Origin of the sequence: Microcoleus sp. S13_B4 (assembly GCF_036700885.1) — a bacterium.
In the GTDB taxonomy this organism is placed as follows: Bacteria; Cyanobacteriota; Cyanobacteriia; order Cyanobacteriales; family Microcoleaceae; genus Microcoleus.
The window spans coordinates 17,520-43,311 of record NZ_JAUBPU010000020.1 but is presented as its reverse complement, the minus strand read 5'-3'; the positions used below and the strand labels follow the sequence as shown (position 1 = coordinate 43,311).

At 46.8% G+C, this 25,792-nt stretch carries 23 protein-coding genes; 7 read left to right on the top strand and 16 right to left on the bottom strand.

Annotation, left to right across the window (positions count from 1 at the left end; genetic code table 11):
• Window positions 1-38: 38 nt before the first annotated feature.
• The gene (locus QT994_RS13585) at window positions 39-374 is read left to right on the top strand and encodes a ribulose bisphosphate carboxylase small subunit (protein ID WP_190745620.1); all 336 of its coding nucleotides are present in this window, start codon (window positions 39-41) and stop codon (window positions 372-374) included.
• A gap of 80 nt (window positions 375-454) precedes the next feature.
• Here QT994_RS13585 and QT994_RS27845 read toward each other — a convergent pair whose 3' ends face one another.
• The 4 genes from QT994_RS27845 to QT994_RS13570 form a co-directional block, all read right to left on the bottom strand.
• Window positions 455-757 (bottom strand): hypothetical protein, encoded by a 303-nt coding sequence (locus QT994_RS27845; protein WP_445243907.1) that lies wholly within the window; start codon window positions 755-757, stop codon window positions 455-457.
• 75 nt (window positions 758-832) lie between these two features.
• The gene (locus tag QT994_RS27840; protein WP_445243906.1) at window positions 833-1,090 is read right to left on the bottom strand and encodes a hypothetical protein; all 258 of its coding nucleotides are present in this window, start codon (window positions 1,088-1,090) and stop codon (window positions 833-835) included.
• Between the two features lie 330 nt (window positions 1,091-1,420).
• Entirely contained in the window at window positions 1,421-1,660 is a 240-nt protein-coding gene (locus QT994_RS13575) for a hypothetical protein (RefSeq protein WP_333175289.1), read from the bottom strand.
• A 10-nt stretch (window positions 1,661-1,670) separates the two neighbouring features.
• Entirely contained in the window at window positions 1,671-2,894 is a 1,224-nt protein-coding gene (locus QT994_RS13570; RefSeq protein WP_333175286.1) for a hypothetical protein, read from the bottom strand.
• Between the two features lie 167 nt (window positions 2,895-3,061).
• Here QT994_RS13570 and QT994_RS13565 point away from each other — a divergent pair, with 167 nt between their 5' ends.
• Window positions 3,062-3,379 (top strand): hypothetical protein, encoded by a 318-nt coding sequence (locus QT994_RS13565; RefSeq protein ID WP_333175284.1) that lies wholly within the window; start codon window positions 3,062-3,064, stop codon window positions 3,377-3,379.
• Between the two features lie 224 nt (window positions 3,380-3,603).
• On the opposite strand, the gene QT994_RS13560 is transcribed toward QT994_RS13565, so the two are convergent.
• The gene (locus tag QT994_RS13560; protein ID WP_333045230.1) at window positions 3,604-3,978 is read right to left on the bottom strand and encodes a hypothetical protein; all 375 of its coding nucleotides are present in this window, start codon (window positions 3,976-3,978) and stop codon (window positions 3,604-3,606) included.
• 371 nt (window positions 3,979-4,349) lie between these two features.
• On the opposite strand from QT994_RS13560, the gene QT994_RS13555 reads away from it, so the two are divergent.
• A complete protein-coding gene (locus QT994_RS13555) occupies window positions 4,350-4,919 on the top strand; it encodes a Uma2 family endonuclease (RefSeq protein ID WP_333175281.1) in 570 nt (189 codons plus the stop codon).
• Window positions 4,920-4,926: 7 nt separating this feature from the next.
• Here the strand turns inward: QT994_RS13555 and ruvC are convergent, their stop codons facing one another.
• From ruvC to QT994_RS13530, 5 genes are all read right to left on the bottom strand, one after another.
• Window positions 4,927-5,460 (bottom strand): crossover junction endodeoxyribonuclease RuvC, encoded by a 534-nt coding sequence (ruvC, locus tag QT994_RS13550; protein ID WP_333175279.1) that lies wholly within the window; start codon window positions 5,458-5,460, stop codon window positions 4,927-4,929.
• A gap of 95 nt (window positions 5,461-5,555) precedes the next feature.
• Window positions 5,556-6,671 (bottom strand): magnesium chelatase ATPase subunit I, encoded by a 1,116-nt coding sequence (gene bchI, locus QT994_RS13545; RefSeq protein ID WP_333175275.1) that lies wholly within the window; start codon window positions 6,669-6,671, stop codon window positions 5,556-5,558.
• Window positions 6,672-6,797: 126 nt separating this feature from the next.
• Entirely contained in the window at window positions 6,798-7,103 is a 306-nt protein-coding gene (locus QT994_RS13540; RefSeq protein ID WP_333045225.1) for a DUF4926 domain-containing protein, read from the bottom strand.
• Between the two features lie 8 nt (window positions 7,104-7,111).
• A complete protein-coding gene (locus QT994_RS13535; RefSeq protein ID WP_333175273.1) occupies window positions 7,112-7,453 on the bottom strand; it encodes a DUF6883 domain-containing protein in 342 nt (113 codons plus the stop codon).
• Window positions 7,454-7,569: 116 nt separating this feature from the next.
• On the bottom strand, window positions 7,570-10,092 hold the full coding sequence (locus tag QT994_RS13530; RefSeq protein ID WP_333175271.1) for an EAL domain-containing protein: 2,523 nt from the start codon (window positions 10,090-10,092) through the stop codon (window positions 7,570-7,572).
• 302 nt (window positions 10,093-10,394) lie between these two features.
• Between QT994_RS13530 and dapB the strand changes: the two genes are divergently transcribed.
• Together dapB and QT994_RS13520 are read left to right on the top strand one after the other, a co-directional pair.
• On the top strand, window positions 10,395-11,222 hold the full coding sequence (gene dapB, locus QT994_RS13525; RefSeq protein ID WP_333175373.1) for a 4-hydroxy-tetrahydrodipicolinate reductase: 828 nt from the start codon (window positions 10,395-10,397) through the stop codon (window positions 11,220-11,222).
• Between the two features lie 122 nt (window positions 11,223-11,344).
• Entirely contained in the window at window positions 11,345-12,055 is a 711-nt protein-coding gene (locus tag QT994_RS13520) for a phosphate ABC transporter permease (protein WP_333175269.1), read from the top strand.
• A 98-nt stretch (window positions 12,056-12,153) separates the two neighbouring features.
• Here the strand turns inward: QT994_RS13520 and QT994_RS13515 are convergent, their stop codons facing one another.
• From QT994_RS13515 to QT994_RS13500, 4 genes are all read right to left on the bottom strand, one after another.
• Window positions 12,154-15,294, bottom strand: a complete 3,141-nt coding sequence (locus QT994_RS13515) for an efflux RND transporter permease subunit (RefSeq protein ID WP_333175267.1) — start codon at window positions 15,292-15,294, stop codon at window positions 12,154-12,156.
• A gap of 345 nt (window positions 15,295-15,639) precedes the next feature.
• Window positions 15,640-18,777, bottom strand: a complete 3,138-nt coding sequence (locus QT994_RS13510) for an efflux RND transporter permease subunit (protein WP_333175264.1) — start codon at window positions 18,775-18,777, stop codon at window positions 15,640-15,642.
• Between the two features lie 211 nt (window positions 18,778-18,988).
• On the bottom strand, window positions 18,989-20,974 hold the full coding sequence (locus tag QT994_RS13505; protein WP_333175259.1) for an efflux RND transporter periplasmic adaptor subunit: 1,986 nt from the start codon (window positions 20,972-20,974) through the stop codon (window positions 18,989-18,991).
• A 299-nt stretch (window positions 20,975-21,273) separates the two neighbouring features.
• A complete protein-coding gene (locus QT994_RS13500) occupies window positions 21,274-21,723 on the bottom strand; it encodes a hypothetical protein (protein ID WP_333175256.1) in 450 nt (149 codons plus the stop codon).
• Window positions 21,724-22,144: 421 nt separating this feature from the next.
• On the opposite strand from QT994_RS13500, the gene QT994_RS13495 reads away from it, so the two are divergent.
• Together QT994_RS13495 and QT994_RS13490 are read left to right on the top strand one after the other, a co-directional pair.
• Window positions 22,145-23,341: a sensor histidine kinase gene (locus QT994_RS13495; protein WP_333175254.1), complete on the top strand. Its 1,197-nt coding sequence runs from the start codon at window positions 22,145-22,147 to the stop codon at window positions 23,339-23,341.
• Window positions 23,342-23,359: 18 nt separating this feature from the next.
• Entirely contained in the window at window positions 23,360-23,998 is a 639-nt protein-coding gene (locus tag QT994_RS13490) for a response regulator transcription factor (RefSeq protein WP_333045211.1), read from the top strand.
• A gap of 118 nt (window positions 23,999-24,116) precedes the next feature.
• On the opposite strand, the gene QT994_RS13485 is transcribed toward QT994_RS13490, so the two are convergent.
• Window positions 24,117-24,740 carry a precorrin-8X methylmutase gene (locus tag QT994_RS13485; RefSeq protein WP_172191877.1) on the bottom strand — a complete coding sequence of 208 codons (624 nt, stop codon included), beginning with the start codon at window positions 24,738-24,740 and terminating at the stop codon, window positions 24,117-24,119.
• A 108-nt stretch (window positions 24,741-24,848) separates the two neighbouring features.
• Complete coding sequence (locus tag QT994_RS13480; protein WP_333045209.1) at window positions 24,849-25,655, bottom strand: TPM domain-containing protein; 807 nt, start codon at window positions 25,653-25,655, stop codon at window positions 24,849-24,851.
• Window positions 25,656-25,792 lie beyond the last annotated feature (137 nt).

Here is a 25,792-nt window from a genome sequence, read left to right as displayed (position 1 = left end):
ACAAGTGCGATCGAACACACACCTTAGAGATACAAAAAATGAAGACTTTACCTAAAGAGCGTCGTTACGAAACTCTGTCCTATTTGCCCCCGCTGACAGACGCCCAAATTGCCAAACAACTCCAGTACATCCTGGATCAAGGCTACATTCCCGGCGTAGAATTCAACGAAACCTCTGCTGCTGAAATGCGCTACTGGACTTTGTGGAAGTTGCCTTTGTTTGGTGCTCGCAGCGTCCAAGAAATCATGGCTGAAGTTCAAGCTTGCCGTCAGGAAAATCCTAGCTGCTACATCCGCGTCATGGGTTTTGACAACGTGAAGCAATGCCAAGTGCTGAGCTTCATCGTGCACAAGCCTAACACCAGAGGCTACTAAAAAGTATTGGCTGACTAATCTAAATTTTAGGTTAACAGTCATTACAGATTGGAGGCGGGGAATTTTCCCTGCTTCTTTTTTTATAGTTTGCAAATAGCTTTTAACACTTGCAGCAACAAAATTGAAGAGTCGGACTCCATCAGGTTTAGCAAAGGCATTAACTGATAGGTTGGGTTATTGCCCCCCACAATATTGACGAACTGATAGTGCATTCCGTTTGTTGTCAAGCCCCAGATTGTGTCCTGATATTTTAAGTTTTGATAAGCATAGGTTAGCAATTGGGATAAACCCATCAATGCGTTGATTCCAGAATTTTTACTTTCAATCACCAAAACCCAAAAATATGTATCGCTTCTGATGGGTTTTATCCTGTTGACAGCCAAGATATCAAACCGTCCTTTAACGATTGTATCTTCATCTTCAATGCTAATTTCAGCGATGTCTTGTTCTAAACTAATTTAGATCGGGCGGCGGTAAAAGCCAGCCAATCGCATTAGGGGAAAGGTAGTCAGAGCTTTTACCAGTCCTTCAGAAACTCGATCAGTTGAAATGTAGTCATCGAAGTCATCCCTAATTTGTGTAACTTCCTGCTGTTCGTGTTCTGTTATATCTTCAAGGGATAACAGAGAGGTAAATGAGTTAGTGTAGTGCTTTTCAAAGCCGAACAGACGGTGTACTTCTGCTAACGTTAGGTTTTTGGCATTAATAGTTGTCATAGTTGGATAGTTATTTAAGTTTTAGTTAGAATTCTAACATATAGCAATCATTGCATCATTTGTGAATTTCTTACTCCCGAGCGGGTTCGGGGAGGGTTGGGGTGGGGTAAAAAATTTACGACTCCTGCAAGGATTGCTATAGAGATTGCGGTAGTCAACTTGCACAAGTACCGGAATGATAAGTAGCACAAGTACCGGAATGATCAGGAGGACACCGCGCCTGGCCATTTCCCTACTCCATAATCATCAATCTTCCTTTTCTGATGTTAACCATCGCGCGATTAATTGTAGGGAAAGGGCCAGGCGCGGTGTCCAGAGTTTGGGTAATCTCTAATCTATCCTTTCCCTTTCCATCACCATCCCATCAACTATTTCATAACCCCAATAAAACTGTCGATTGGCCAACTGCTGGGCCATGTCATATTCGCCCAAATCGCAGAGTTCAACTAATGTTTGATATCCTTCATCTCTTTCTCGCTGCAACCTTTGCTGCTGGAGCTTTTCTCTTTCGATTTGTGAAGGATTCGGTCGCTCGACCCCCAGGGGATTGATATCGCTAATTGGTTGCATAGTTGTCTTATTAAAAAGGGATAGATTCTACTATTTCACCGTCAACTATTTCGTAACCCCAGTCTGGGTTAGCAGCGATTTGTTTTTCAACTATACTTCGACCGAGGGGGGTTTTGTAAGCTTTTTGCAAAGAAGAAATACTGGGAATTTCCCCCGGCGTTGGCGATTCTTTTTCTTCAATTTTTGGCGCTTCTGGAATCGGATCGTATGTGGATTGATTCAGGGCAAATTGCGGCGCGATCGCCCCTAACTTCCGCATAACGCTATCCTTGGTGATTTGCGGTTTTTCGTTGAAGGAAGACGGCAGATATGGTGTGTCAACGCCCTGGTTTTTGGCTTTGAGCGCATCGTCGGCTATGCGATCGCACTTTCGCAAAAATCCCTCCCACAAATCTTTGCCCAACACAGGGTTTCTCAAATCAGCACGGGCTTTAGAGACTGCTGCTTCTAGCGGTTCGCCTTTGTGCACGTAATACTGAATTCGCTCTTCTTCAAAAGCAGGATAAGGCACTTCCGGTTCGATTTCCCAATCTCGCTTAACTTTCTGACTTTCTCCTAAAGGAATTCCGGCGATAAATTCCTCCCAAAAAGTCGAGGTTAAGCCTTTTGTCATGCTGTCAATAATTTTAAATGCCCATCCAGAAGGATTGCCAAATCCTAAGCTGCGTTCTTGAGCATATGCTTCTAAAGCTCGCTGAAAGTTGTGCAGTTGTTCTTGAGAATTCCAAGGGCCGCTAAATCGGTAATTCGGGGTGACAGCAACGGCTATTTGCTGGCGAGGTTGCCCGAAATATTTGTCGGTTTTAACTGCCTGATTTGGGGGTGATGTTTCGCAGAAGATTTCTACAGGGGGAGTGTGAGTTTCGTGGCTTATCTGTGTTATGATATCTGGCGGATTCGGTGTCCAAAAGTTATTGAATTTTTCCTCTAAAGCGTCAATGTCCGCCCAGAGTTGTATGGTGTCCGTGTTGGGATTTGTTAATTTTTCTTTCAGGAGCGATCGCACTTTTAGCAGGCGTCTCGCGAGTTCTTGTTCTTCGTGATTCAAACCAGTGGCTTTTTCTATTTCGCTGCTGTTAGTTTTCACCCATTCGCCGGAGTTGGACTGTTGTGATTGCCATTGCAATAATTGGCAAAGAAAAATGCTGGCCGCGACTCCGCCGGTAATTGTGGCGAGTTTGGGATAGTAGATGGCGGGATTTCCTAGATTTCCTAAAAATATTCCTATTTTCATTTTGTATATTCCTAAGTCTCGTAATAGTAGGGTGCGCCGAAGAGCATCTTACCTCGACTAAACTAGCATTGAGAAACTTAAGATTTTCTTTAAGCTTCTGTCTATTCCCGACTGAATGGAGTTCCTAGAGTAAAAACGGGGATCGCTTATTCGATCGCCTGATTGACATGGCTGAGTTAAACGTAATAATAAATTATTTACTGTATCCTCCCAAAATGAATCCAGAACGCCAAGAGGCTTATTTGAACTTAATCGAGCGAGTGCTTACGTGTCCCAACGGTCAAGAACCAGAGGTTTTGAGTTCGTATTCCGATTTAATTGATGCGGGATTTGTGCAAATGCTCATCCAGATATCGGCTTCAATGGCCCGCGAAGGTGACGAAGATACTGCCAATTTTTTAGTGCAACTTGCTCGTTTGCTGGGGAAATCTTTGGGTTTGTCGCCGGATTTGAGGTCGGCTGGGTACAGTAGTGCAAAGGGGTAGAGAAGAGTAAGAGTTGCGATCGCCTCGGTATATCCTGTTTTATAGCAAATCCGCGCTAAAAATTTCTAACAGGGGGCGATTGAAATCGCTCAAGAGTCCAACTTTCGTCCAAGCGCTGGCGCGCAGCCACGCGCCTTCGCGGACTGACAATAAAGGAGATTTTTTAACCCAGATTTAGTAGGATGTTTTATAAAATGGCGGCGAGCTTAACTGTATCGATGGCTTCACAGTTTATATTCAAGAGGCTCGCAAAAATTATCCACCCCCGTTTTAAATACATAAATAATCACCGATGTCACCAAAATCTCCGGACAAATTTTTGCGGCAACTAAATCTCTAAAAGCTGCATTCAATTGTCCGTTTGTCAACTCTTCTTTAACCTCGGATTTGCAGATAGCAACGCGGCATCTTTTAGCTAATCCATCTAACCAATTTTCTGAGATATTCGGTTCTTGTCCTGCTTGAATGGCTAGAGATATCGCTGCATCTTCGATGTTACCTTCGCAATCTTCGATTGCGTCTAGGGCTTTTAGGGCTTCGGGATATTCGGCTAATTGCGAGCGAAATTGGGCAATTTGTTGGGAGGTAATAATCACCATATTATTTTCCTGTGTACTCTGGTAGCGGGATTAGTTTAGCAATTAAAGTGGATATTATAGCATTTTTTTGAGTGAGGGTGGAATTGGGCGATCGCACTTAATGACATTTTTCACTAATTTTTTGGACTTCGTAATAGTTCGCCAGGGGTTTAAACCTGTGTCAAAGCTTAAGAGATATTGCATATAAATGATGTTAAATGCAATCGATATCTGGCTTTTTGACCCTAGTCCGCCTGGGGTTTAAACCCATTTCAAAGCTTAACTGTTTTTGCAGAGGACTGATGTTAAATTAGATTATTTTCGTCATTCATTGACAAAAAGCAGCGCTAAAATAGGTTTGCAGAACTCATATTTCTAGGGAGTTGGGAAAAATGACAACCGTTACTTTAAACTTAGATACTGTTGAACTAACAGACGAACAGTTTTACCGTTTATGCCAGATGAATCGAGATTGGCAATTTGAACGGACTGCTAAAGGAGAAATTATCATTATGTCACCAGTAGGCGGAGTCAGTGGCAATCTAGAAGCCGATTTAATTACAGATTTGGGCTTGTGGAACCGTCAAACGCAGCTAGGGAGAGTGTTTAGTTCTTCCACAATTTTTCGGTTGCCTAATAATGGCGATCGATCTCCAGACGCGGCTTGGGTTAGCTTAGAAAGATGGTCTGCTTTAACAACAGAAGAACAAGAGAAATTTCCGCCAATCTGTCCTGATTTTGCCATAGAATTGCGATCGCGCACAGACCCGCTGCGGCCGCTTCAGGAGAAAATGCAAGAATATCTCAATAGCGGTTTGCGTTTGGGTTGGTTGATTAATCCTCAAGACCAAAAAGTAGAAATTTATCGCCCTTCTCGCGAAATAGAGATTGTACAATTTCCTGTGACTTTATCGGGAGAAGATGTCTTGCCCGGATTTGTTCTTAATTTGCCGATGATTTGATATTGTATCAAATTTTTCCTGTTTCCAACTGTATTTTCTTCGGACAAATATCATCATCGTACCAACCAGTCAAAGCCACCGCCAAAGCATCCGCCGCATCGTCGGGTTTCGGAATGTAACCCAACTCCAACTCGCGCGCCACGGCATCTTGCACTTCAGATTTATCCGCATTACCGCGACCGGTCAAAGCTTGCTTAATTTGAGCCGGTGTAAACTCGAACAGCGGCACTCCACACTGCGCCAATACTAGGGTCAAAACGCCCCGCGCTTGCGCTACAAGTATGGTATTTCCCATCTTGTAAAAGAACAGTTTTTCGGCAATTGCTATATCCGGTTTAATCTGTTCAATTACCTCGTGCAAATCGTCGTAAATTGTTTTCAACCGCTGTCCCATTTCCTGTTTTGGCGTTGTTTGTATGACGCCGCAATCAATCATGGAAACGCTGTTTTTATCTTGTTCGCCAGGGACAATTTGACAGGAAATTGCCCCGTAGCCAAGATTTGCTAAGCCCGGATCTAATCCTAAAATTCGTTTTTCCATTGCCAGAATTAGTAATTGGGAATGGGAATAAGGTATGAAAATTTGGGGAATGCTTCATCACCACCAATTACCCATTACCAATTACCAATTACCCATTACCCCTCAGTTGTTTCTAGGCCGAATACCCGATCGAACACTTTAGTCACTTTATAGCCCGAATCTATTGATTCTAGCGGGTCTTTCCGCAACCTGTGCCGCAAACACAGAGTCATCACCCGGCGAATATCGTCCACAGTCACCTCGGTGCGACATTCCAAAGCCGTGAAAGCTTTCGCAGCCCGATTCGTCACCAAATCGCCCCGCAGCCCGTCTACGTCCAATTCCGCGCAAACTTGGGAGATTTTTACCCGCAAATCTCGATCGATAGTTACCGATTTCAACCTTTCCTGAGCTTCCACCAACTTCTGCTGCATATCATCTTGTTCGTGCTGATATTTCGCGAGAAACTCCGGCGGATTTTGGTCAAAACTCGATCGCTGTTCGACAATTTCCACTCTTAAATTCGGGTCTTTTACAGTCCGAATTTCTGCGTGCATCCCAAATCTATCGAGCAACTGCGGCCGCAATTCTCCTTCTTCTGGATTCCCGGAACCGATTAAAATAAACTTAGCCGGGTGGCGGATCGAAATGCCTTCTCTTTCAACAGTATTCCAACCGCTGGCGGCCGAGTCGAGCAAAACATCGACTAAATGATCGTCGAGCAAATTGACTTCATCAACGTACAGAATGCCGCGGTTAGCTTTAGCTAAAAGCCCGGGTTCAAAAGCTTTAACACCTTCCGACAAAGCTTTCTCGATGTCGATCGTACCGCAAACTCGGTCTTCGGTAGCGCCCAAAGGTAAATCTACCATTTGGACTTTTTTGCGGGCGATTTTAATCTCAGTTTGAGATAAAGTGCGATCGCGCACCTCATCACTCATCAAATCTGGATCGCTGGGATGACTGTTGAAAGGATCGTCAGCCACCACCTCAATTTCCGGCAGCAAATCAGTGAGGGCGCGGATTGTGGTAGATTTACCAGTACCTCGATCGCCCATAATCATCACCCCGCCAATTTTGGGATCGATGACATTCAACAGCAGCGCCAGTTTCATCTCCTCCTGGCCAACAATCGCAGTGAAGGGAAAAACAGCGCGGCGCGCTGGGGTAGCGGTAACGGTTGGTAGAGCGCCCGCATTTAGGGTATTGCTGACTTCGGCAGTAGGACTCACAGGATAACTCAAAATATAATAATTGCTTGTTTATTGTGACATACAAGCGGACAACAGTCGATCTGCAGCCTTGAAATCCAAGTACAGAGTTTCTCTGATTCCTCTCAAAACGTCGCCAAAAACAGACTATTTCTGAGACACAGAACGCGCAAACTCTAAAATTTGTTGCTGACGTTCATCAGACAAACGTTCAACCATCGCAGCTAATAGCTCAGATACAGACAACCAACGCCTTTCTTTCGACTTCCAAACAACTAAAAACTGCTCGGTAGACAGAGTACACAAAGCTATCGTTTCGCCAGAGCTATCGCTAAATTCTACCTCGTAATTTTCATCATCATAACAATCTACAATTGCCCCTCTAACATTCTGGTGCAAATTATATTCAGGCAATGTTACTAACAATTCGACTACATCAAATAATTCTGGCACGATCGTGCTTACCTCCGAACGAATAGCGTTACCAGTCTCGCCCCATTACTACCCGGTTCTACGATCCAACCTGTACGGACAATCCCCTGCTGTCCCTGTGCGCCCACAATTTCCAAGTCTACAGTATAGCGCTGTCCGTGTTTGTCATTTAGTCCTAAAACTGCTTCAGAATCAAGAGTTTTAGCTGAAATCTGTGCTAACAGCAATTCATAGTTTTCTTGGCTAAATCCTAAACGACGCTGAAATATTACAGCTTTATCGCTACCGACTGGATTATCTAAATTAAGAGCATACTCTGTTAATTTTCGAGGATCGATAACGAGATGGCTGACAAATTCTTTCAGCTTCATGTTTGTTTACATAACACTAATTTTAGCATCCAACAGATTAAAGAGCTGTTTTGGGAACCCGATCGACTTTCAATTTTAGCTCTAACGTACAATAACTAATAACTAATAACCCACAACTACCACTGCGGCTCGGAAGCCATCAAAGCAGTCGCAGCCTCGCTCGGTAACGGCTTAGCAAAAAAATAACCCTGACCGTATTCGCAGCCGATCGACCTCAACCTAGCTAATTGTGCCGCCGTCTCCACACCCTCAGCAATCACATCCATACCCAAAGCATGAGCCAGCGCCACAATCGTCCGCACGATCGCCACATTCTCCCCCTCACTTTCGATCTCCATCCGCCCCACAAACGACTTATCAACCTTCAAAGTATCCGTAGGAAACCGACTCAAATAACTCAACGACGAATAACCCGTGCCAAAATCATCAATTCCCAAATTCACATTTAACGCTTTCATCTGCTTCAAAACCCCGATCGCCGACTCCACATCCTCCATCACCACACTCTCAGTAATCTCCAACTTCAAACTCTCGGCACTCAAACCAGTTCTTTGCAAAATCATCTGAATGCGATCGACCAAATCTGGTTGAGCAAACTGCTTCCCAGATAAATTTACACTCATAATCAAAGGTCGAGCGAAATCAAACATTTCCTCCCACAGCCGCAACTGCCGGCAAGCCTCCTCCAGCACCCACTCGCCCAGCGGCACAATTGCCCCCGTTTCCTCAGCCACCGGAATAAACTTTATCGGCGAAATCAAACCGCGCAGCGGGTGTTGCCAGCGTACCAAAGCCTCAAACCCAATAATCCTCCCGCTTGCCAAAGATACAAACGGCTGGTAGTGCAGCAAAAACTCCCCACGCTTTACGGCCATCCGCAAATCAGTCTCCAACTGCAACCTCTCCACCGCCAAAGCGTGCATCGAAGCATTAAACACCTGATACCTTCCCGTTCCCAAAGCCTTTGCCCGGTACATCGCCGTGTGGGCATCCCGTAACAAGTGTTCCGGCTGTTCCCTGACAGTAGCAGCGGGTTCGCCCCCGATGGCAATCCCGATGCTTGCCGTCACAAATACCTCCTGCCCCTTCAACTCAAAAGGCACAATTAAAGCTTGGTGAATGCGATCGGCCAAATCCACCGCACTGCCAACATCAACATTCCTCACCAAAATCGCAAAATCGTCACCCCCCACCCGCGCCACAGTATCCGCGCGACCAATACTTGCCCTCAACCGCTGCACCACCGACATCAGCAGTTCGTCCCCCGCCAAATGACCCAAAGAATCATTAATCACCTTAAACCTGTCTAAATCCAAAAACAGCACCGCAAACAGATAGCTGCGGCGGCCCCTAGTATTGGCGATCGCCCGCCCCAGACAATCCACGAACAAATCCCGGTTGGGCAAACCCGTCAGAGAATCGTGAAAAGCATCGTAAAGCTTCCTGTAAGCGCTGACGCCACCACCCGTCAACACCAAACCTAAAGCCGGCGACACCAGCGGCACCCACCCACCCCCAGTAAAAATCCCAAAACTAATTCCCAACAGACCCATCAACGCCACACCCCCAACTAATCCCGCCCTCGCAGGGTGCTGAATCCGCCAAGCCACAAACCCGCCAACCATCGCCCAAGCACTGTTCCACAAAATTTCCGCCCATTCTGGCCACACCCAAAACAGCGATCGCCCATCCAAAACCGCACTCAATATTTGGCTGAGCATTTGCGCGTGCACCAGCACCCCCGGCATTTTCGGACTTTGCTTTTTAACCGGGCTGTAGGGCGTCAAAAACAAATCTCTGGTACTCGGTGCCGTCGTCCCGATCAACACAATCTTGTCCGTTATCCAACTCGGGTCAACTTCTCCGTTCAACACCTGCCTGATACTGACTTGTCGCGCCACCTGCTTGCAAGAACGGTATTTGAGCAGAATTTGGTAGCCTCTGGCGTCAATATTTGCATAGCCACCGCTGTCAGAAGTTAAAGGCACAAATTCTGCTTTGCCCCAGTTGATTTGCTTGGGATTAATAGGGCTATTTTTTGGCAGCAGTCTGTCTTTGAGATACAACAAAGCCACTTGCATAGAAAACGAGACAGCAGTATTCTTCTCTGCTTGGGAGACGAAAAGTAAATTGCGGCGCACAACGCCGTCAGCATCGAGCACGAAGTCGTTAAAACCAACCCGATTGGGCGGTATCCCCGGAGGTGCCGGCACTCCTGGACTTTCTGAATCGCTCAATTTGGCGATCGCCACCACATTCGCTGCTTTCAGCCCGGCCAGCAATTCTTGGTGTCCCGGTGGTTGAGGCAAATCCCGGTACAAATCCAAACCGATGACTTTTGGCTGATACTTTTGCAGTTTTGTCAAGGTTTGAGCGATCGCCTTGTCGGAAATCGGAAATCTCCCCAAAGCTTGAATATCGGCCTCAGAAATTGCCACTACCAGCAGGCGCGGATCGGGGCCGGAATCTGGCTGCAAGCGCACTAACGAGTCAAAACTCGCCAATTCCAAGCTCTGCAGGCCTCCCAACTGCCGAACTCCTATATTTAGCAGCATTACAGTCGCGCCCGCAAGCATTGCAGGCAAAATCCTGACCCGTCGGTTTTGAGAACTCAGGTCGAAGCCAGTTGCGACAGACATTACAGAGCGAAGATTCCGAGAGAAGTTGGCAATCACAGAAAAAATATGTCGGTGCAAATTAGCTTTGCACAAGTCTGTTCTTACAGAATTGGGCTTAATATGAGATTGAATATAATTTTTTCAGAACTTGTGCCGCAACCGAGTTTCTTTAAGCTAATAACTCGATTTGGCAAAGTATTTCTCGGATGGGAACCGGGTTTGTGAAGATTGGCCGACAAATTCTGTCTTTAATTCCTTGTTTCCCCAAATTCCCACAAGCGTTAAAATTTAGTCGATCGAACTTTCAGGATATTTTTGAGATTATGGCGAATCAACTTCCGATTCCGGTGATTGTTAACGGTGCTGCAGGCAAGATGGGCCGCGAAGTAATTAAGGCGATCGCCCATGCGAGTGACATGACCTTATTTGGGGCTGTAGACCGCTCTCCTGAGTGCCTCAACGCCGATGCCGGGGAATTAGCCGGATGCGGCCCGTTAGAAGTTCCCATCACTGACGACTTGCAAGGAATGCTGGTATTAGCAGCTCAGGAAAAGCAGTTAGGCGTGATGGTAGATTTTACGCACCCGAAGTCTGTTTATGAAAACGTGCGATCGGCCATAGCTTACGGCATTCGCCCAGTAGTCGGCACTACCGGATTGAGCAGCAAGCAAATTGAAAACTTAGCTGAATTCGCTGATAAAGCCAGCACTGGCTGTTTGATTATACCCAATTTCTCGATCGGCATGGTTTTGCTCCAACAAGCCGCCGTCACGGCATCTCAGTATTTTGAACACGTAGAAATTATCGAGCTGCACCACAATCAAAAAGCCGACGCTCCCAGCGGCACGGCGATTCAAACTGCCCAAATGTTAGCAGAAATGGGAAAAACTTTCAATCCGCCAGAAGTTGAGGAAACCGAAAAATTAGCCGGAGCTCGGGGTTCAGTCGCCGATGAAGGGATTCGCATTCACAGCATCCGTTTACCCGGTTTAATTGCCCACCAAGAGGTAATTTTTGGCGGGGCCGGTCAAGTTTATACTTTACGACACGATACGAGCGATCGAGCTTGTTATATGCCAGGAGTGTTGCTGTCTATACGCAAAGTCCTTGAACTGCGATCGCTCGTTTACGGCTTAGAAAAGATATTGTAGGTAATTGGTAATTGGTAATTGGTAATTGGTAATTGGTAATTTGTTACTACGGCCAACTGCCAACTGCCAACTGCCCACTGCTAACTGCCAACTGCCAACTGCTAACTGCCAACTGACTAATTATGCTAATTCCCTTAACCCGCGAAACCTTTAAAGAACTAATTCCCGCCGTCGCCACGGGAGCGCAATACAAATATATCTGGGGCAAACCGCCAGATTTTTTGAGGCGAATGTTAATCTCTGCCGTCACCGTAGTTTTCGTCCTGGTAGTCTACAACTTCGTCGGTTCCGATGTCGGACCGCTAGTTTTAATCACCGGATTGATAGCTGGTTTGTACTGGCTGTGGGGGCCTATTTTGTGGGCGAGTTTGCGGAATGCAGAATGCCGCAAATATCAATACTGCGGTTTTTGGCAAGGACGAGTTTTGGATATTTACATCACAGATGAAGTCACAAGTCAAGAAGAAACTGTCAATCAAAAAGGACAACTCGTAATTGTTGACAACCTAGAACCGCGAATTAATTTAGAAGTTGGCGACAAAACCGGATTTACCACTACACTTCGAGCTCCCTTGCGGAAAGATCACCAAGGAATTGCCCCCGGCCAAGCTGCTTTAATGTTAATCATGTCAAATCAAGAAGATTTGGGCCGGATTGCCAAAGTTTCAGATATTTACATTCCCAGCCGCGACGTGTGGGTGAGTGACTATCCTTATTTACGCAGAGATTTGTTTGTCGAGATGAGTCAACAGATTAAAAAAGGCAGGAAAAAAGACCGCGATCGCACTAATCAAAGCAGAGATGTAAAAAGGCGATCGCCCGCTGATTATTAAATTATTAATAAAGCAGAGTCCCTAATCCACGTTAAAGATTGTACTCGGCGGTTGAAACCGCCCAGTCTAATAAAGAAGTTTTCAACGCGAATTTGGTATTAATTTCTGCTCGAAGGTCGAGTTTTCGGACGCCAGAAAAATTCAGACAGCTTCATTTTTGGTTGACCTAGCCGTTTGCGCCACCCTTCCATATAAGTGTAAAATACCGGAGTAAGATACAGCGTTAAAACTTGCGAAAATAGCAATCCACCGACGATCGCAATTCCCAACGGACGGCGCGATTCCGAACCGCTACCAACTCCCAGGGCGATCGGCAAAGTTCCAATTAAAGCCGCCATCGTCGTCATCATAATCGGACGGAAGCGGACGATGCAGGCTTCGTAAATGGCATCGAACGCGCTTCTGCCTTCTTTGCGCTGTTTCTCGATCGCAAAATCTACCAGCATAATACCGTTTTTCTTGACAATTCCCACCAGCAGAATAATCCCGATAAACGAATAGAGATTGAGTTCAACCTGAAAGATTACCAGCGTTAACAGTGCACCAAATCCGGCTGACGGCAAACCTGACAAAATTGTCAGCGGGTGAATGAAATCCTCGTACAAAATGCCGAGAATTAAATAAATCACCACAATAGAAACCAGCAACAACCAACCTAAATCGTTAAAAGATTGGTTGAATACTTGTGCTGCACCTTGGAAACTTGTTGTCACTGACGGCGGCAAAACATCCTTTGCAACTTTCTCGATAGCTGCGGTTGCTTGATTCAGTGATGTGCCTGGAAGAGTGTCAAAGGAGATTGTGGCAGAGGGCAATCCGGTTAGGTGATTGACGGTTAGCGGGCCGACTGTTTGGGTGACATTTGCGATCGCACTTAGCGATATCATTTGTCCGGTGTTCGATCGCACGTAAAGCATCGACAAAGCACTCGGATCGCGCTGATACTCAGGCTTGAGCTCTAACACAACCGTAAATTGATTGTTCGGGGTATAAATCGTCGAAACCTGTCCTGAACCGTAAGCTGCGCTGAGGGTTTTTTGCACTTGTTGAGCACTAACGCCGACGGTTGCGGCTTTGTCGCGATCGACTTTAACTTGAAGTTGAGGCGTGCTCAGTTGCAAATCGCTATCCACACCGCGCAATCCCGGTAGCGTTTTGACTTTAGCTAACAATTCCGGCACCGCTTGACGCAGCGCTTGCAAGTCTAAACTTTGCACCGTAAACTGATATTGTGAATTTGTTTGTTGACCGCCGATCGGAATCGCAGCAGGAGAGCGTAAAAAAGCTTGAATGCCGGGAATTCCGCGCAATTTAGGAGTCAGTTGTTGGATGATTTCGTCGGCACTGAGGCGGCGCTGCGATCGCGGTTTGAGCCTAATGGTAATGCGTCCGTTGTTAGCCGAGGCGTTCGGGCCGCTCGCACCTACGGTTGAGTTCAACGCTGCGATGTTGGGATTTTTCCGAATGATATCAACGATTTGTTGTTGGTGAAGCAGCATATCTTCAAAGGAAATATCTTGCGCTCCTTTTGTGTTAGCCATCAGTTGTCCGGTGTCTTCAGTCGGAATAAAGCCTTTCGGAACCAAAACGAATAGATAAGCCGTCAATACCAGCAGAATTACAGAACCAATCAGCGTCACAAAACGGTATTTTAAAACAGGTTTTAGCGTCCATTCATATCCTTGCAGCAACAGCTCGAATCCCCGCTCTGAAAGGTGGTAGAAGCGGTTTTGTTGCTGTTGGTGGGACGATTTGAGAAATCGACTGCACAACATCGGCGTGAGGCTCAGAGAAACAAATCCCGATACCAAAATTGCCACAGAAATAGTCACAGCAAATTCGTGAAATAACCGACCGATTAACCCGCCCATAAACATGATGGGAATAAATACGGCGACCAATGAAAGCGTCATTGAAATAATGGTAAAACCAATTTCTTTCGACCCTTTTAATGCTGCTTCTAGCGGTGCTTCTCCCATTTCTTGGTGGCGAACAATATTTTCGAGAACCACGATCGCATCATCCACCACAAACCCCACTGAAAGCGTCAGCGCCATCAGAGACAGGTTATCTAACGAGTATCCCAACTGATACATCACCGCAAACGTACCGATAATCGCCACAGGCAAAGCTAAACTCGGAATTAGCGTCGCTGTGAGGTTCCGCAAAAATAGAAAAATTACTAAGACAACCAGACACACCGATAAAACTAAGGAGAACTTCACATCATCTACAGAAGCCCGAATTGATTGAGAGCGATCGTACATAATTCCCATTTCGATCGATTGGGGAATTTGTTGTTTGAGTGCGGGTAACATTTGCACGATCGCATCGACGATTTCGACAGTATTTCCATCGGGTTGAGGCTGCACCGCCAGCAAGATGGCAGGTTGATTTGTAACATTTTTATCGGTGTACAAATTCAATACTTTGTTATTCTGCACGCCGTCAATCACGTTTCCTAAATCTTGCAGCCTCACTGCTGCGCCATTTTTGTAAGCAACGATCAGCGATCGATATTCTGCTGCCTTATTTAATTGACCGTTTACCTGAATTAAATAGCTTTTGTTATCGCCAGAAAGGCTTCCGGTTGGCAAGTTGACATTTCCTTGCGTAACTGCGGTTCTAACTTGATCTAATCCGATTCCCCTGGCGGTCAATTCTCGCGGATCGAGTTGAATCCGCACTGCATATTGTTTCTGCCCGTAAACCTGCACTTGCGCCACACCGTCGATCGCTGAGATGGGTTGTGCGATCGTCACTTCTGCGGCTTCATCCACTTCTGCAATTGGCAGGGTTTTTGAGTACAAATAAAGGTATAGAACCGGCGCAACTGAAGGGTTAACTTTGCGGTAGGTAGGCGGTTTGGGCATTCCCGATGGCAATGAACCTGCGGCGGCGGCGATCGCAGCTTGTACGTCTTTAGCAGCAGAATTCACACTGCGGCTGAAGTCGAATTGTAGGGAAATGTTCGCGCTACCGGTGGAACTGGTGGAGTTAAACGAATTGAGGCCAGCTATTTCAGTGAACTGTCTTTCTAGCGGCGCGGCAACTGAGGATGACATTGTTTCGGGAGTTGCACCGGGTAAGCTAGCAGAGACACTTACAAAGGGATATTCTACGTGAGGCAAGGCGCTAATTGGTAGCAGAAAATAACTCATCAAACCGAAGATTAGGATGCCGATTGTGACCAGTGCGGTCATTACGGGGCGGCGGATAAAAATTTCTGAAAGGTTCATAATTATGAATGAAGAAGGAAGAGGGAAGAAGTTGTAGGGTGTGTCGCCCTAGAAAATACTTAACCAAATATCGATAACCTTATGGCGACGCACCTTATACCAGGTTTACTATCCTAAAAATATCTTCGTTTATCTGTGTTTATCTGCTTGACATCTGCGGTTTATGTATCAATCAAAGACTTATGCAATCTTGTCTCTTTAGTTGGGGATCGATCGCAGGCGACGTACCCTACGATTACTCACGATGAGACAGGTGCGTCGCCCGATCGATTGTCGATATTTAGTTGGGGATTTATCGCAGGCGACGCACCCTACGAATATTTTATAAAGGTTATTTTACCATCCTCATTTAAATGAAAAAACTTGCCGAAAATTCACCTCATTGAGCTTTTTCCGCCACGATTCCATGTAGATGTAAAATACGGGCGTGAGATACAGTGTCAAAACTTGTGAAAACAAAAGTCCGCCGACAACGGCAATTCCTAACGGGCGGCGAGATTCCGAACCCGCACCAACTCCTAGGGCGATCGGCAATGTTCCCATTAAAGCTGCCATCGTAGTCATCATAATCGGTCGGAAGCGCACTAAACACGCTTGATAGATTGCTTCCGCTGGTTTTTTGCCGTCGTTGCGCTGGGTTTCGATCGCAAAATCCACCATCATAATGCCGTTTTTCTTAACAATCCCTACCAGCAAGATGATGCCGATGAATGAATAAACGTTGAGCTCAACGCCAAACAACATCAGCGTTAATAATGCGCCAAATCCCGCCGAAGGCAATCCCGACAGAATTGTAATCGGATGGATGAAATCTTCGTACAAAATACCGAGAATTAAATAGATTACCAAAATTGCCACTGCCAACAGAAACCCTAAACTCGGCAGCGAACTTTGAAATACTTGGCTCGCGCCCTTATAATTGGTAGAAATGCTGTCAGGAATTACCGATTTCACGATTTTGTCGATCGCACTATTTGCCGATCCCAGCGCCACCCCAGGAGCGAGGTTGTAGGAAATTGTCGCAGCATTCATCCGCCCGACGTGGTTGACAATTAACGGTGCAATTCCCGGAGAGATTTTGGCAAACGTTGCTAGCGGTACTTGTGTTTGACCGCCAGAAGCATCACTCGAATTACTGCCCGCTGTAGCGATGTAAAGCTGCATCAAAGCATTGGGATCTTTTTGATACTTTGGTTCTAGTTCCAAAATAACTTGATACTCGTTGCTCGCACCGTAAATCGTGGAAACTTGGTAAGCGCCATAGGCATTTCTCAGGGTATTTTCAATTTGACTGGCAGTAATTCCTAATGCTGAGGCTTTGTCGCGATCGATATCAACTTTGATTTGAGAAGTCATCTGCAAATCGCTGTTAACATCCTGAATTTCTGGCATTGCTTTCATTTTCTCAACCAGTTGCGGAACGTACTTCCGCAGCGGAATTACATCAGAACTTTGCAGCGCGAGTTGATACAATCCAGTGCTTTGTTGAGTGCCTAGCGGGATTGCCGGAGGATTTTGCAAGAAGACTTGAATGCCGGGAATCTCTGCTAGTTGCGATCGCAAATTCTGCACAATTTCATCGGCTCCCATCTGCCGCTGCGATCGCGGTTTCAGCCGAATAAACAAGCTTCCCGAATTTCCGGCAACTGCCGCCCCGCCGCCATTTGCGCTCGCTCCTGCCCCGATATTCGAGTTGACTGCTTCCACATTCGGATCTTCCCGAATCGCGCTAACAACGGCTTGCTGGTGGCGAACTAATTCATCAAAAGAGGCATCTTGTGCAGCTTGAGTAATGCCCGTGATTTGTCCGGTATCTTGACTGGGAATAAAGCCTTTGGGAACCACCACGAACAGTCCAACTGTGACAAACACCATTGCGAATGACAAAATCATCGTGGTGCGGTGATATTTTAAAACTTTCTTGAGGCTCCAATCGTATAAACTTAAAAAGCGATCGAATACATACTCTGAAGCTCGATAAAGCCGGCTTTGATTGGCGTGATTTACCGGACGTAAAAAACGGCTGCACAACATGGGTGTCAGGCTCAAAGACACAAAGCCTGAAACCAAAATTGAAACTGCAATCGTCACTGCAAATTCATGAAACAAGCGCCCCAACAACTCGCTCATAAATAACATCGGAATAAACACTGCCACCAAGGAAAGCGTCATCGATAAAATCGTAAAGCCGATTTCCCTAGATCCGTTTAGCGCCGCTTCTCGCGGGCTTTCTCCTTCTTCTATGTGGCGGACGATGTTTTCGAGCATGACGATCGCATCATCGACTACAAAGCCGACGGATAGCGTCAGCGCCATCATCGACAAGTTATCTAGCGAGTAGTTGAATAAGTGCATCACCCCAAAGGTTGCGATCAGCGAAACTGGTAGCGCTAAACTGGGAATGACTGTTGCAGACAGATTGCGTAAAAATAAGAAGATTACTAAGATAACTAGGGCGATCGTCAAAACGAGGGTAAACCGAACGTCGTCAACGGAATCGCGAATTGATTGAGACGCATCGTACATCACCCCAAGATCGATCGAACTCGGAATCTGAGTTTTTAAGTTGGGCAGTAATTTTTGAATCGTCTCTACAACTTCTACAGTATTTGTGCCCGGCTGTCTTTGAATCGTGAGGATAATTGCGCGATCGTTGTTATACCAACTAGCAAGTTGAGTATTTTCTACGCTGTCAACCACTCGCCCTAATTGTTCGAGATAAATAGGCTGTCCATTTTTATACGTCACAATTAAACGGCGGAAGGCTGCTGCATCCTGAAGCTGTCCGTTGGTTTGCACAGTAAAGTTTTTATGGCTACCGGAAAGGCTTCCTGTGGGTAAGTTGACGTTTCCTTGTTCGATCGCAGTTTGCACTTGATCGATGCCAATTTGCCGCGTCGCTAACTGCTGCGGATCGAGTTGAACTCTAGCAGCATATTTTTGAGAACCGTAAATCTGCACTTGCGCCACACCGGCGATTGTCGAAAGCTTTTGCGCTAGATAGGTTTGTGCGTATTTATCAACCTCAGAAAGCGGAAGCGTTGGTGAAGTGAGATAAAGGTAAAGAATCGGCCCGTCGGCGGGATTGACTTTGCTGTAGGTAGGCGGATTTGGCAAATCGTTGGGCATTTGGCCCGAGGCCGAGGAAATAGCCGATTCCACATCTTGCGCCGCATCGTCAATACTGTGGCTGAGATTGAACTGAAGCGTAATTTGAGTTTTGCCGCTGGTACTCGTTGAGGTTAGCGTATCGAGTCCAGCAATGCTGGAAAATTGCTTTTCTAGCGGGCGCGCTACCGATGCAGCCATCGTTTCCGGGCTAGCGCCGGGCCGGGAAGCGCTGACTTGAATCGTGGGATAATCGACGTTTGGCAAATCGCTAATCGGCAGTAAGCGATAACTCATCCAACCAAAAATCAGAATTGCCGCCATCACCAAGGTGGTCATAATTGGACGGCGAATAAACGGTTCTGAGAGATTCATTAGTTATATCAATTCCGGTTTTACCGGAATGACTGTTGACTGTTGACTGTTGACTGTTGACTGTCAGTCGCAAAACTGAATGATGGTTGACTATTTAACCTTCGACTTCGCGATCTGGCAATAACGAAACGAAGTGAAGCAATTGCAGGGGTTTGAGATTACTTTTGTCTGCCAAATAACTTTCTATAATCCAAATATAAAATCGCTCGCCCTAGGGATTCTTGCGCGATTTCCATGACTTATTTCCCGATGAATTAGAGTCGCCGCCAGATTTGACACCTGTTTCTTTGGCTCCAGATGTGTCTGAATTATTATTGCCTTTAGTGGTATCTGAATTATCTTTAGCATCTGCTTCGGTTTTAATGCGAATCTTGCTACCATCAACCAGATTTGCTTGTCCGTCGGTGACAACCTCATCACCCGCATCCAGACCTTTTTGGATGACAGTTAAGCCGTTGATTGTATTGCTGACAACTACAGGCACATTGTCCACTGTATCGTCTTCTTGGGCGACAAATACGAATTGTCCGTTCGGCCCTGTCTGTACTGCTTGTGAGGGAACAACAATCGCATTTGGTTGTTGACTTAATGTGAGAGTTGTGTTAACAAATTGACCGGGGAATAGTTTCCCATCTGCGTTATTAAAGTCGCCAATCAGTTGAATTGAGCCAGTGGCATTGTCAACCGTATTGTTCACAAATGACAAGGTTCCCGATATCGGACGATTGTTTCCAGCAAAGGTGACATCAACTTTAAGTTTGCCGTTATCCGCGTATTTTTGGATTTGTGGCAGGTTCGATTCAGGAACGGAAAAGGCAACTTGAATTGGATTAATTGTGGAGATTGTCACCAAGGGTTTGTCGGTGCTTGCTTGCACCACATTGCCGACTGTCACCAGAATATTTCCGGCACGCCCGTCGATCGGCGCATAGACCTTGGTATAGGATGATTGCACCTGAGCATTTTTCAAGGCACCGCCGTCTGCACTCAACCCTGCTTGAGAACCCTCGATCGCAGCCCGATCGCCCTCCACGACAGCCCGAGCGTTCTCAATCCCCACGAGATCGCTTTTCACCGCCGTCTGAGCATTCTCAATCCCCACGAGATCGCTTTTCACCGCCGTCTCAGCATTGGCGATCGCCACTTCATCACCTCTGACGACTGCCTCAGCATTGGCGATCCCGATGCGATCGCTCTTCACCGCCGTCTCAGCATTGGCGATCGCTTGCTTGTCCAGATCGACCGTTGCCGCAGCGGCTCGGCTGCTGGTAGCGTATTGTTGGGCTTGATCTTGACTGATTACTCCTTGTTTGTAAAGCTCTGCATACCGCTGACTTTGGGCTGCAGCATATTGTGCTTGAGCTTGATCTTTGGCCAAGGTGGCGATCGCTTGCTTAACTGCTCCTTGGTCTTTTTCCAGGGTCATTCTGGCTTGTTCGACGACTCCTTTGTCTTTAGCAAGAGTCATTCTGGCTTGCTGGACAATTCCTTGGTCTTTTTCCAGGGTCGCTTTGGCTTGCTCGACAATTCCTCGGTCTTTGTCAAGGGTTGCTCTGGCTTGTTCGACAACTCCTTGATCTTTAGAAAGGTTGGCTGTGGCTTGTTGCACCTGTGCTTGGCTTTTTGCTACGATTCCTTGAGCTTGCTGGATCGAGGCAGTTTGAGAGCGATCGTCGATCGAAAACAGCAGTTGTCCTTTCTTAACTTCTTGCCCTTTCTTGAAATAAACTCCTGTAATCCGCCCGCTAGCTTGTGGTGTCACCGAGACAGTAGAACTCGATTGCACGTTGCCGATCGCTTGCAACTGTATCGGCACAGTTTTTTTCGTTACTGTTGCCACTGTCACCGGAGTTATTTGCAGTCTGCCGCTGCGGCTCGGTTTTTCCGCTTTAGGAGCGGTCGATCGCTGCCAAACCAAAAATCCCAACCCACCCACCAGCAGCAAACCCAGCAGAAACAGCGCAATCCGCCCTTTCGCTAGCACCTTTTCCGTCTTCGGTGGTTTTGCTAGAACCTTTTCCGTCGGTTCGCTCCCCGGCAATGTTGGAGCTTCCTGAGAAACTTCAGGGAGAGCGTCTTTCGGAGTTTCACTAACAATTTCTACGTTGTGCGTCGGTTGCTCGTTCAGCTTCAGATTTTCGTCAGAAACTTTAGGGCGAGTTCCATTCCGACTTTCACTAATAACTTCCTCGATCATCACAAACCTCCTTTGTAACTAACATCTTGCACTCTTCTAAAAAACAGGCTTTCCGGTCTATTCTACAGGAGATGAATTTTCTTGTGGAACAGGCATCTTTCCTGTTCATAAAAGGCTTATTGACAATGGTGCAAAAGGTGAGCAACATCTCAGTTGTAACTAACATCTTGTATCATTTATCATTCTCAAGAACAGGCATCTTGCCTGTTCTACAACAGATCACTTTTCTTGTGGAGTAAGCCGGAGAACCCGCGCAAGTCCTGTATCAGTTTCGCCCTGCAAGTTGCCCAATCAGAACGTTATTGCGAGCTTGTTTGAGACTGCTTTTGCCCCCGAGGATAAGCAGCCTTGAGAATTTGTTTAATTTTTGTCTTTTGTTCGGCGGTGAGATTTAGCTCGGACAAAGCTTTCCGCATTCTTTCACCTCCCTTGACTTTAGTTTCTAACTGTTGTGCCTGCTCGGGCGTCAACACCGCTTCGACTTGTTTGCGAAGTTCCTCGCGTTTCTGTGCGCGTTCTGCATCCGTTGCCTTCGGTTGCGCTGAACTTGGAGTTGCAGTCGCCGCGACAGGTTGAGCCGCTTGGGAGGAAACTGAATCCGCCTTCGCTTGGTCGGAACTTACTGGATTGGCCGCCGTCGTGTCAGGTTGGGTAGCTTCAGAGGCATTGGATTGCGTACAAGCAGACAAACCGCCTACCAAAAGTGCACCGACGAGGACAAGTGCTGGTGCGATCGTTGTTCTTTTCATGATTCACTGCGCCTAATTAACCTTCACCACCAAATCTTATAGGCTAAAATCAGCCAGCGCATGACCCAAGACTCCTAAATTGACCAGTCAAAAAGCACTTTGCGGTTGTGACTTTTTTCCTAGTCCCAAATGCCAAAATCAGCCGAAAAGGCTCTAGCGCGATCCTTGGCAGATTCGCTAAGCTGCTACACATAACTTGTCTGTTCTGGCAAAAGGGGAGCGCGGGAGAGCGCAAGAGTGGGAGAATTGCTCAATGACCAATTCCCTCAACATTCCTGCGTTAAATCCCGATCGCGTGCTTCGTTGCCGAACTTCCTTCTGAACATAAGGGGGTAACGTGTTTTTTGACTCCAAGATACCTTTTACAATTAGGTCAGCGACCTTGCTTGAATCGCTCCAGCTTTTGATGGGGAAAAGTTCTATGATTCGCTTGACCTATCCGTCCTTTCGTTTATTGCTTTATTTGGAGTGGCTGCTGCTGGCGACGGCAGCCTTGATGGAAGTGCTGCATCCGTTTCAGTCGCTCTGGTCGCTGCTGTTACGGGTTGGCGCGATCGCACTTTTCGGCGCGATCGGGTTGCGTTTGCCAACCGTTCGGTTAGGTAGAAAAGTTTTATTTACAGCCCTAGAATTTGGCTTGATTTTGCTGCCAATTGTCGAGGAAGGGTTATCCAGCCGATCGAGCTTTTTGCTTTTTCTCGTGCTGCTAATGCGTAGTTGTATGATTTTCTGCCAGCCGGGGCAGGTGATTGTCTTGGGTTTAGCCCTGCTTTCCTATAGTTCGCTGTTGTTATCAAAACCAATTTTACCTGAGAAAATTCGGGCAACTGTTTGGGAATGGCGATTTAGCAATGTGTTATTATTTGGCTTGACATTAGTGTTCGCTTTATTATTAATTAATGCGTTGATTGCAGAACGCCAAAGCCGAGAGCAATTAGAAATCGCTCACGATAAATTAGCCATAACTCACGAACAACTCCGCCATTATGCACTGCGAATTGAAGACCAGGCAACTTTGCAGGAACGCAATCGGATTGCTCGTGAAATCCATGACGGACTCGGACACACACTCGCGGCTCAAACCATTCAGCTTAATAATGCCCTATTGTTCTGGAAATCCGAGGATGAGAAAGCGCTGGAGTTTCTGAAACAGGCGAAACAACTCGGATCGGAAGCTTTGTTAGAAATTCGCAAATCTGTTTCGGTGTTGCGATCGAATCCTTTGCAAGGATTGTCGCTCGAAAGTGCGATCGACAAACTTCTCCAAGACTTTCAGCGCATGACTGCGATCGAAGTTTCCAACTCGATTCGCTTACCAGTTCTGCTATCTCAGGAAATCAATACAACACTTTACAGAATTGTGCAAGAATCGCTCACAAATATTCACAAACATGCTGATGGAACGATGGTGACAGTTGGGTTGCAGCAACACGCAGGACATATTTATTTGTCGATTTCTGACAACGGCAAAGGCTTCGATCCCGCGCAAAATACGACGGGATTTGGACTCCAAGGAATGCGAGAACGAGTGGCGGCGCTAAGCGGTCTATTTGCGATTTACAGCGAGCCTGGCAACGGTTGTCGGATTTCGGTTTCTTTGCCCTCTCAAAACATATAGCAGAAGGAAGATTGTTATATGATTCGGATTTTGCTAGTGGACGATCGGCATATTATTCGCCGGGGAATCAAGAGTATGCTGGAATGCTATTCTGATATGCAGGTAATTGGTGAAGCTGAAAACGGACAGGAGGCGATCGCCCAAATCCCCATTCTACACCCCGACATTGTGCTGATGGATATTCGGATGCCCGTGATGGATGGCGTAGCAGCAACCGGGGCGATATCCAAATCTTATCCCGATACAAAAGTGCTGGTTTTAACCACATTTGATGACGATGAATATGTCAGCCAAGCAATGCGGCTGGGTGCAAAAGGCTATCTGCTCAAAGACACCGAACCCGACGAACTTGCGTTAGCGATTCGCGCTGTTTATAAAGGACACACGCAACTCGGTCCCGGATTGTTTGAGAAAGCCCTGATGACTCCTGCTGTAACTAATTCAACGGTTGTTTCTCCGCCAGAATTAGAGCAACTCACGCCCAGAGAATTAGAAGTTTTGCGTTTAATAGCTTCGGGCGCGAACAATCGAGAGATTGCTCAAACCTTATTTTTGTCGGAAAATACAGTAAAGAACTATGTAACGAATATTTTAAGCCGCTTGAATTTGCGCGATCGAACTCAAGCCGCGCTGTTGGCTCATTCACTCTTCAATTAGGGACTTGTTGAGACTTGAAAGTGGCAATCAAAGGCTTGCTCAGAGACAGATGCAGCCATTTTTTTTGACACCTCGATTTTAAAGAACCACCCATCCGCGCAAATAGCAAACTAAATTATCAACTATTGCCCTCTTGGCCGTAAGCCTGCCAAGCCAAATCCACCAACCCGTTAACAATAGCCACAGCCACCACCGCAGAGCCCTTGCGCCCCTCAATCCGAATGTGAGGAACCATCGAATCGTGCAGCCGCGACTTAGCCACGTCAACCCCCACAAACCCCGAAGGAGTCCCAATCACCAAAGCCGGTCGAATTTCCTCAGATTCAATCAAATCTACGATCGCCGACAAAGCAGTTTGAGCCTGGCCCACCACAAAAATCCCTTCAGGATAGCGTCTTGCCAAAGTTTCAATCCCCCAAGCCGCCCGCGTCCTTTCCTTTTGGGGGCGCGTCAAAGCCTCCATCGAACAGTAAACCGGATTCGCAAAGGTACTTTGGATGAGGGGTGTAATGCCCACCTGCACCATTGGCACATCTACCACGATCGTAGTCCGAGCAGCCAAAGCCGCCGCCCCAGCCTGCAAAGCCTGATCGGAAAAACTAATTAAAGACTTGTACTCAAAATCAGCAGTCGCATAAATCACGCGGCGGACTATTTCGTACTCCGCCGCGGAAAAACCGTGGTCGCCAATTTCGTTATCGATTAATCCCAGACTCTGGGCATCGCTTACGTGCCATTCCATTTGTTGGATAGCTGTCGCCTGTGAGTTGTCAGGTATCAGCTTACCAGCTTTTAGTCATTCGTTGACTGTTGAGTAAAATCTGCTTTCCTGTCAACTGCCAACTGACAACTAAGTTTCCGACGACGAAGAAGATTTGCCCAACACCGGAGTCAGGAATGCCACCAAAACTCCGATCGCAAAACCGGCCACATTCCGAACCACAGGCAACCAGTCAGAAGTCCGAGTCACCACCGGTCCAAGTCCGAAAGCAAAAAACAGAATTCCCCACAGCGGCGAAAAAATCAGCGCCCACTGCCAAGCCACAACCTGTCCCGGCTTCCGAGGCTGAGCCGCAAACCCGCAGATGACGCCGCCAAGCACCGACGTAATTAACGTCAGAACCCACTGTTCCCTCGGCAAACCGGGAACCACGCGGCATCCGCCCTGACGCAAACAGCCTTGTATCGACTCCAAAGATTCAATAATCGCTCGATCTTCCCCATTGTCCCGCACAAAAAATTGATTACCATAGCGGGTTTGCAGTTCCACCCAAAAAGTGCGCGGCAGCAGCGGATACAGCGAGTCGCCCACATTAAAATTGAGCAAATTTCCCCCTCGGGGGTCAGCAACTAGCAACACACTCTTGTTATCTAGCCCCCAATAACTTTTGACCGCCAAACCGGGCGTGCGATCGTACTGAGTCAGCACTCGCAGTTTCCAGCCGGTTTCGGCTTCAAAAGCCTTTAAATTTTTTGCCAAACCCTCTTCTTCAATATCCGTGAGGGCTTTAGCTAAATCAATGATCGGTGTCTGAGTTGACGGCAACAAATCGGGATTGTTGAAAGCGTGGGCTACTGGTGCGATCGTCCACACGGACAAAGCCAGAAAAAATGCGGCAACAGAGGCTAGAAATTTTCGCGGGAAAAGCTGTGACATAGGAACTTATAATCCGGGTCTTAATTGTGAATGCTAGCTGGCGGTCTTAACCAAAGGATAAGAGAAAACTCATATTTCTTTACAATTATTTACTTTACAGGAAGCGGAGGGGAAGCGGAAGGGTTCGGGCAAGGAAA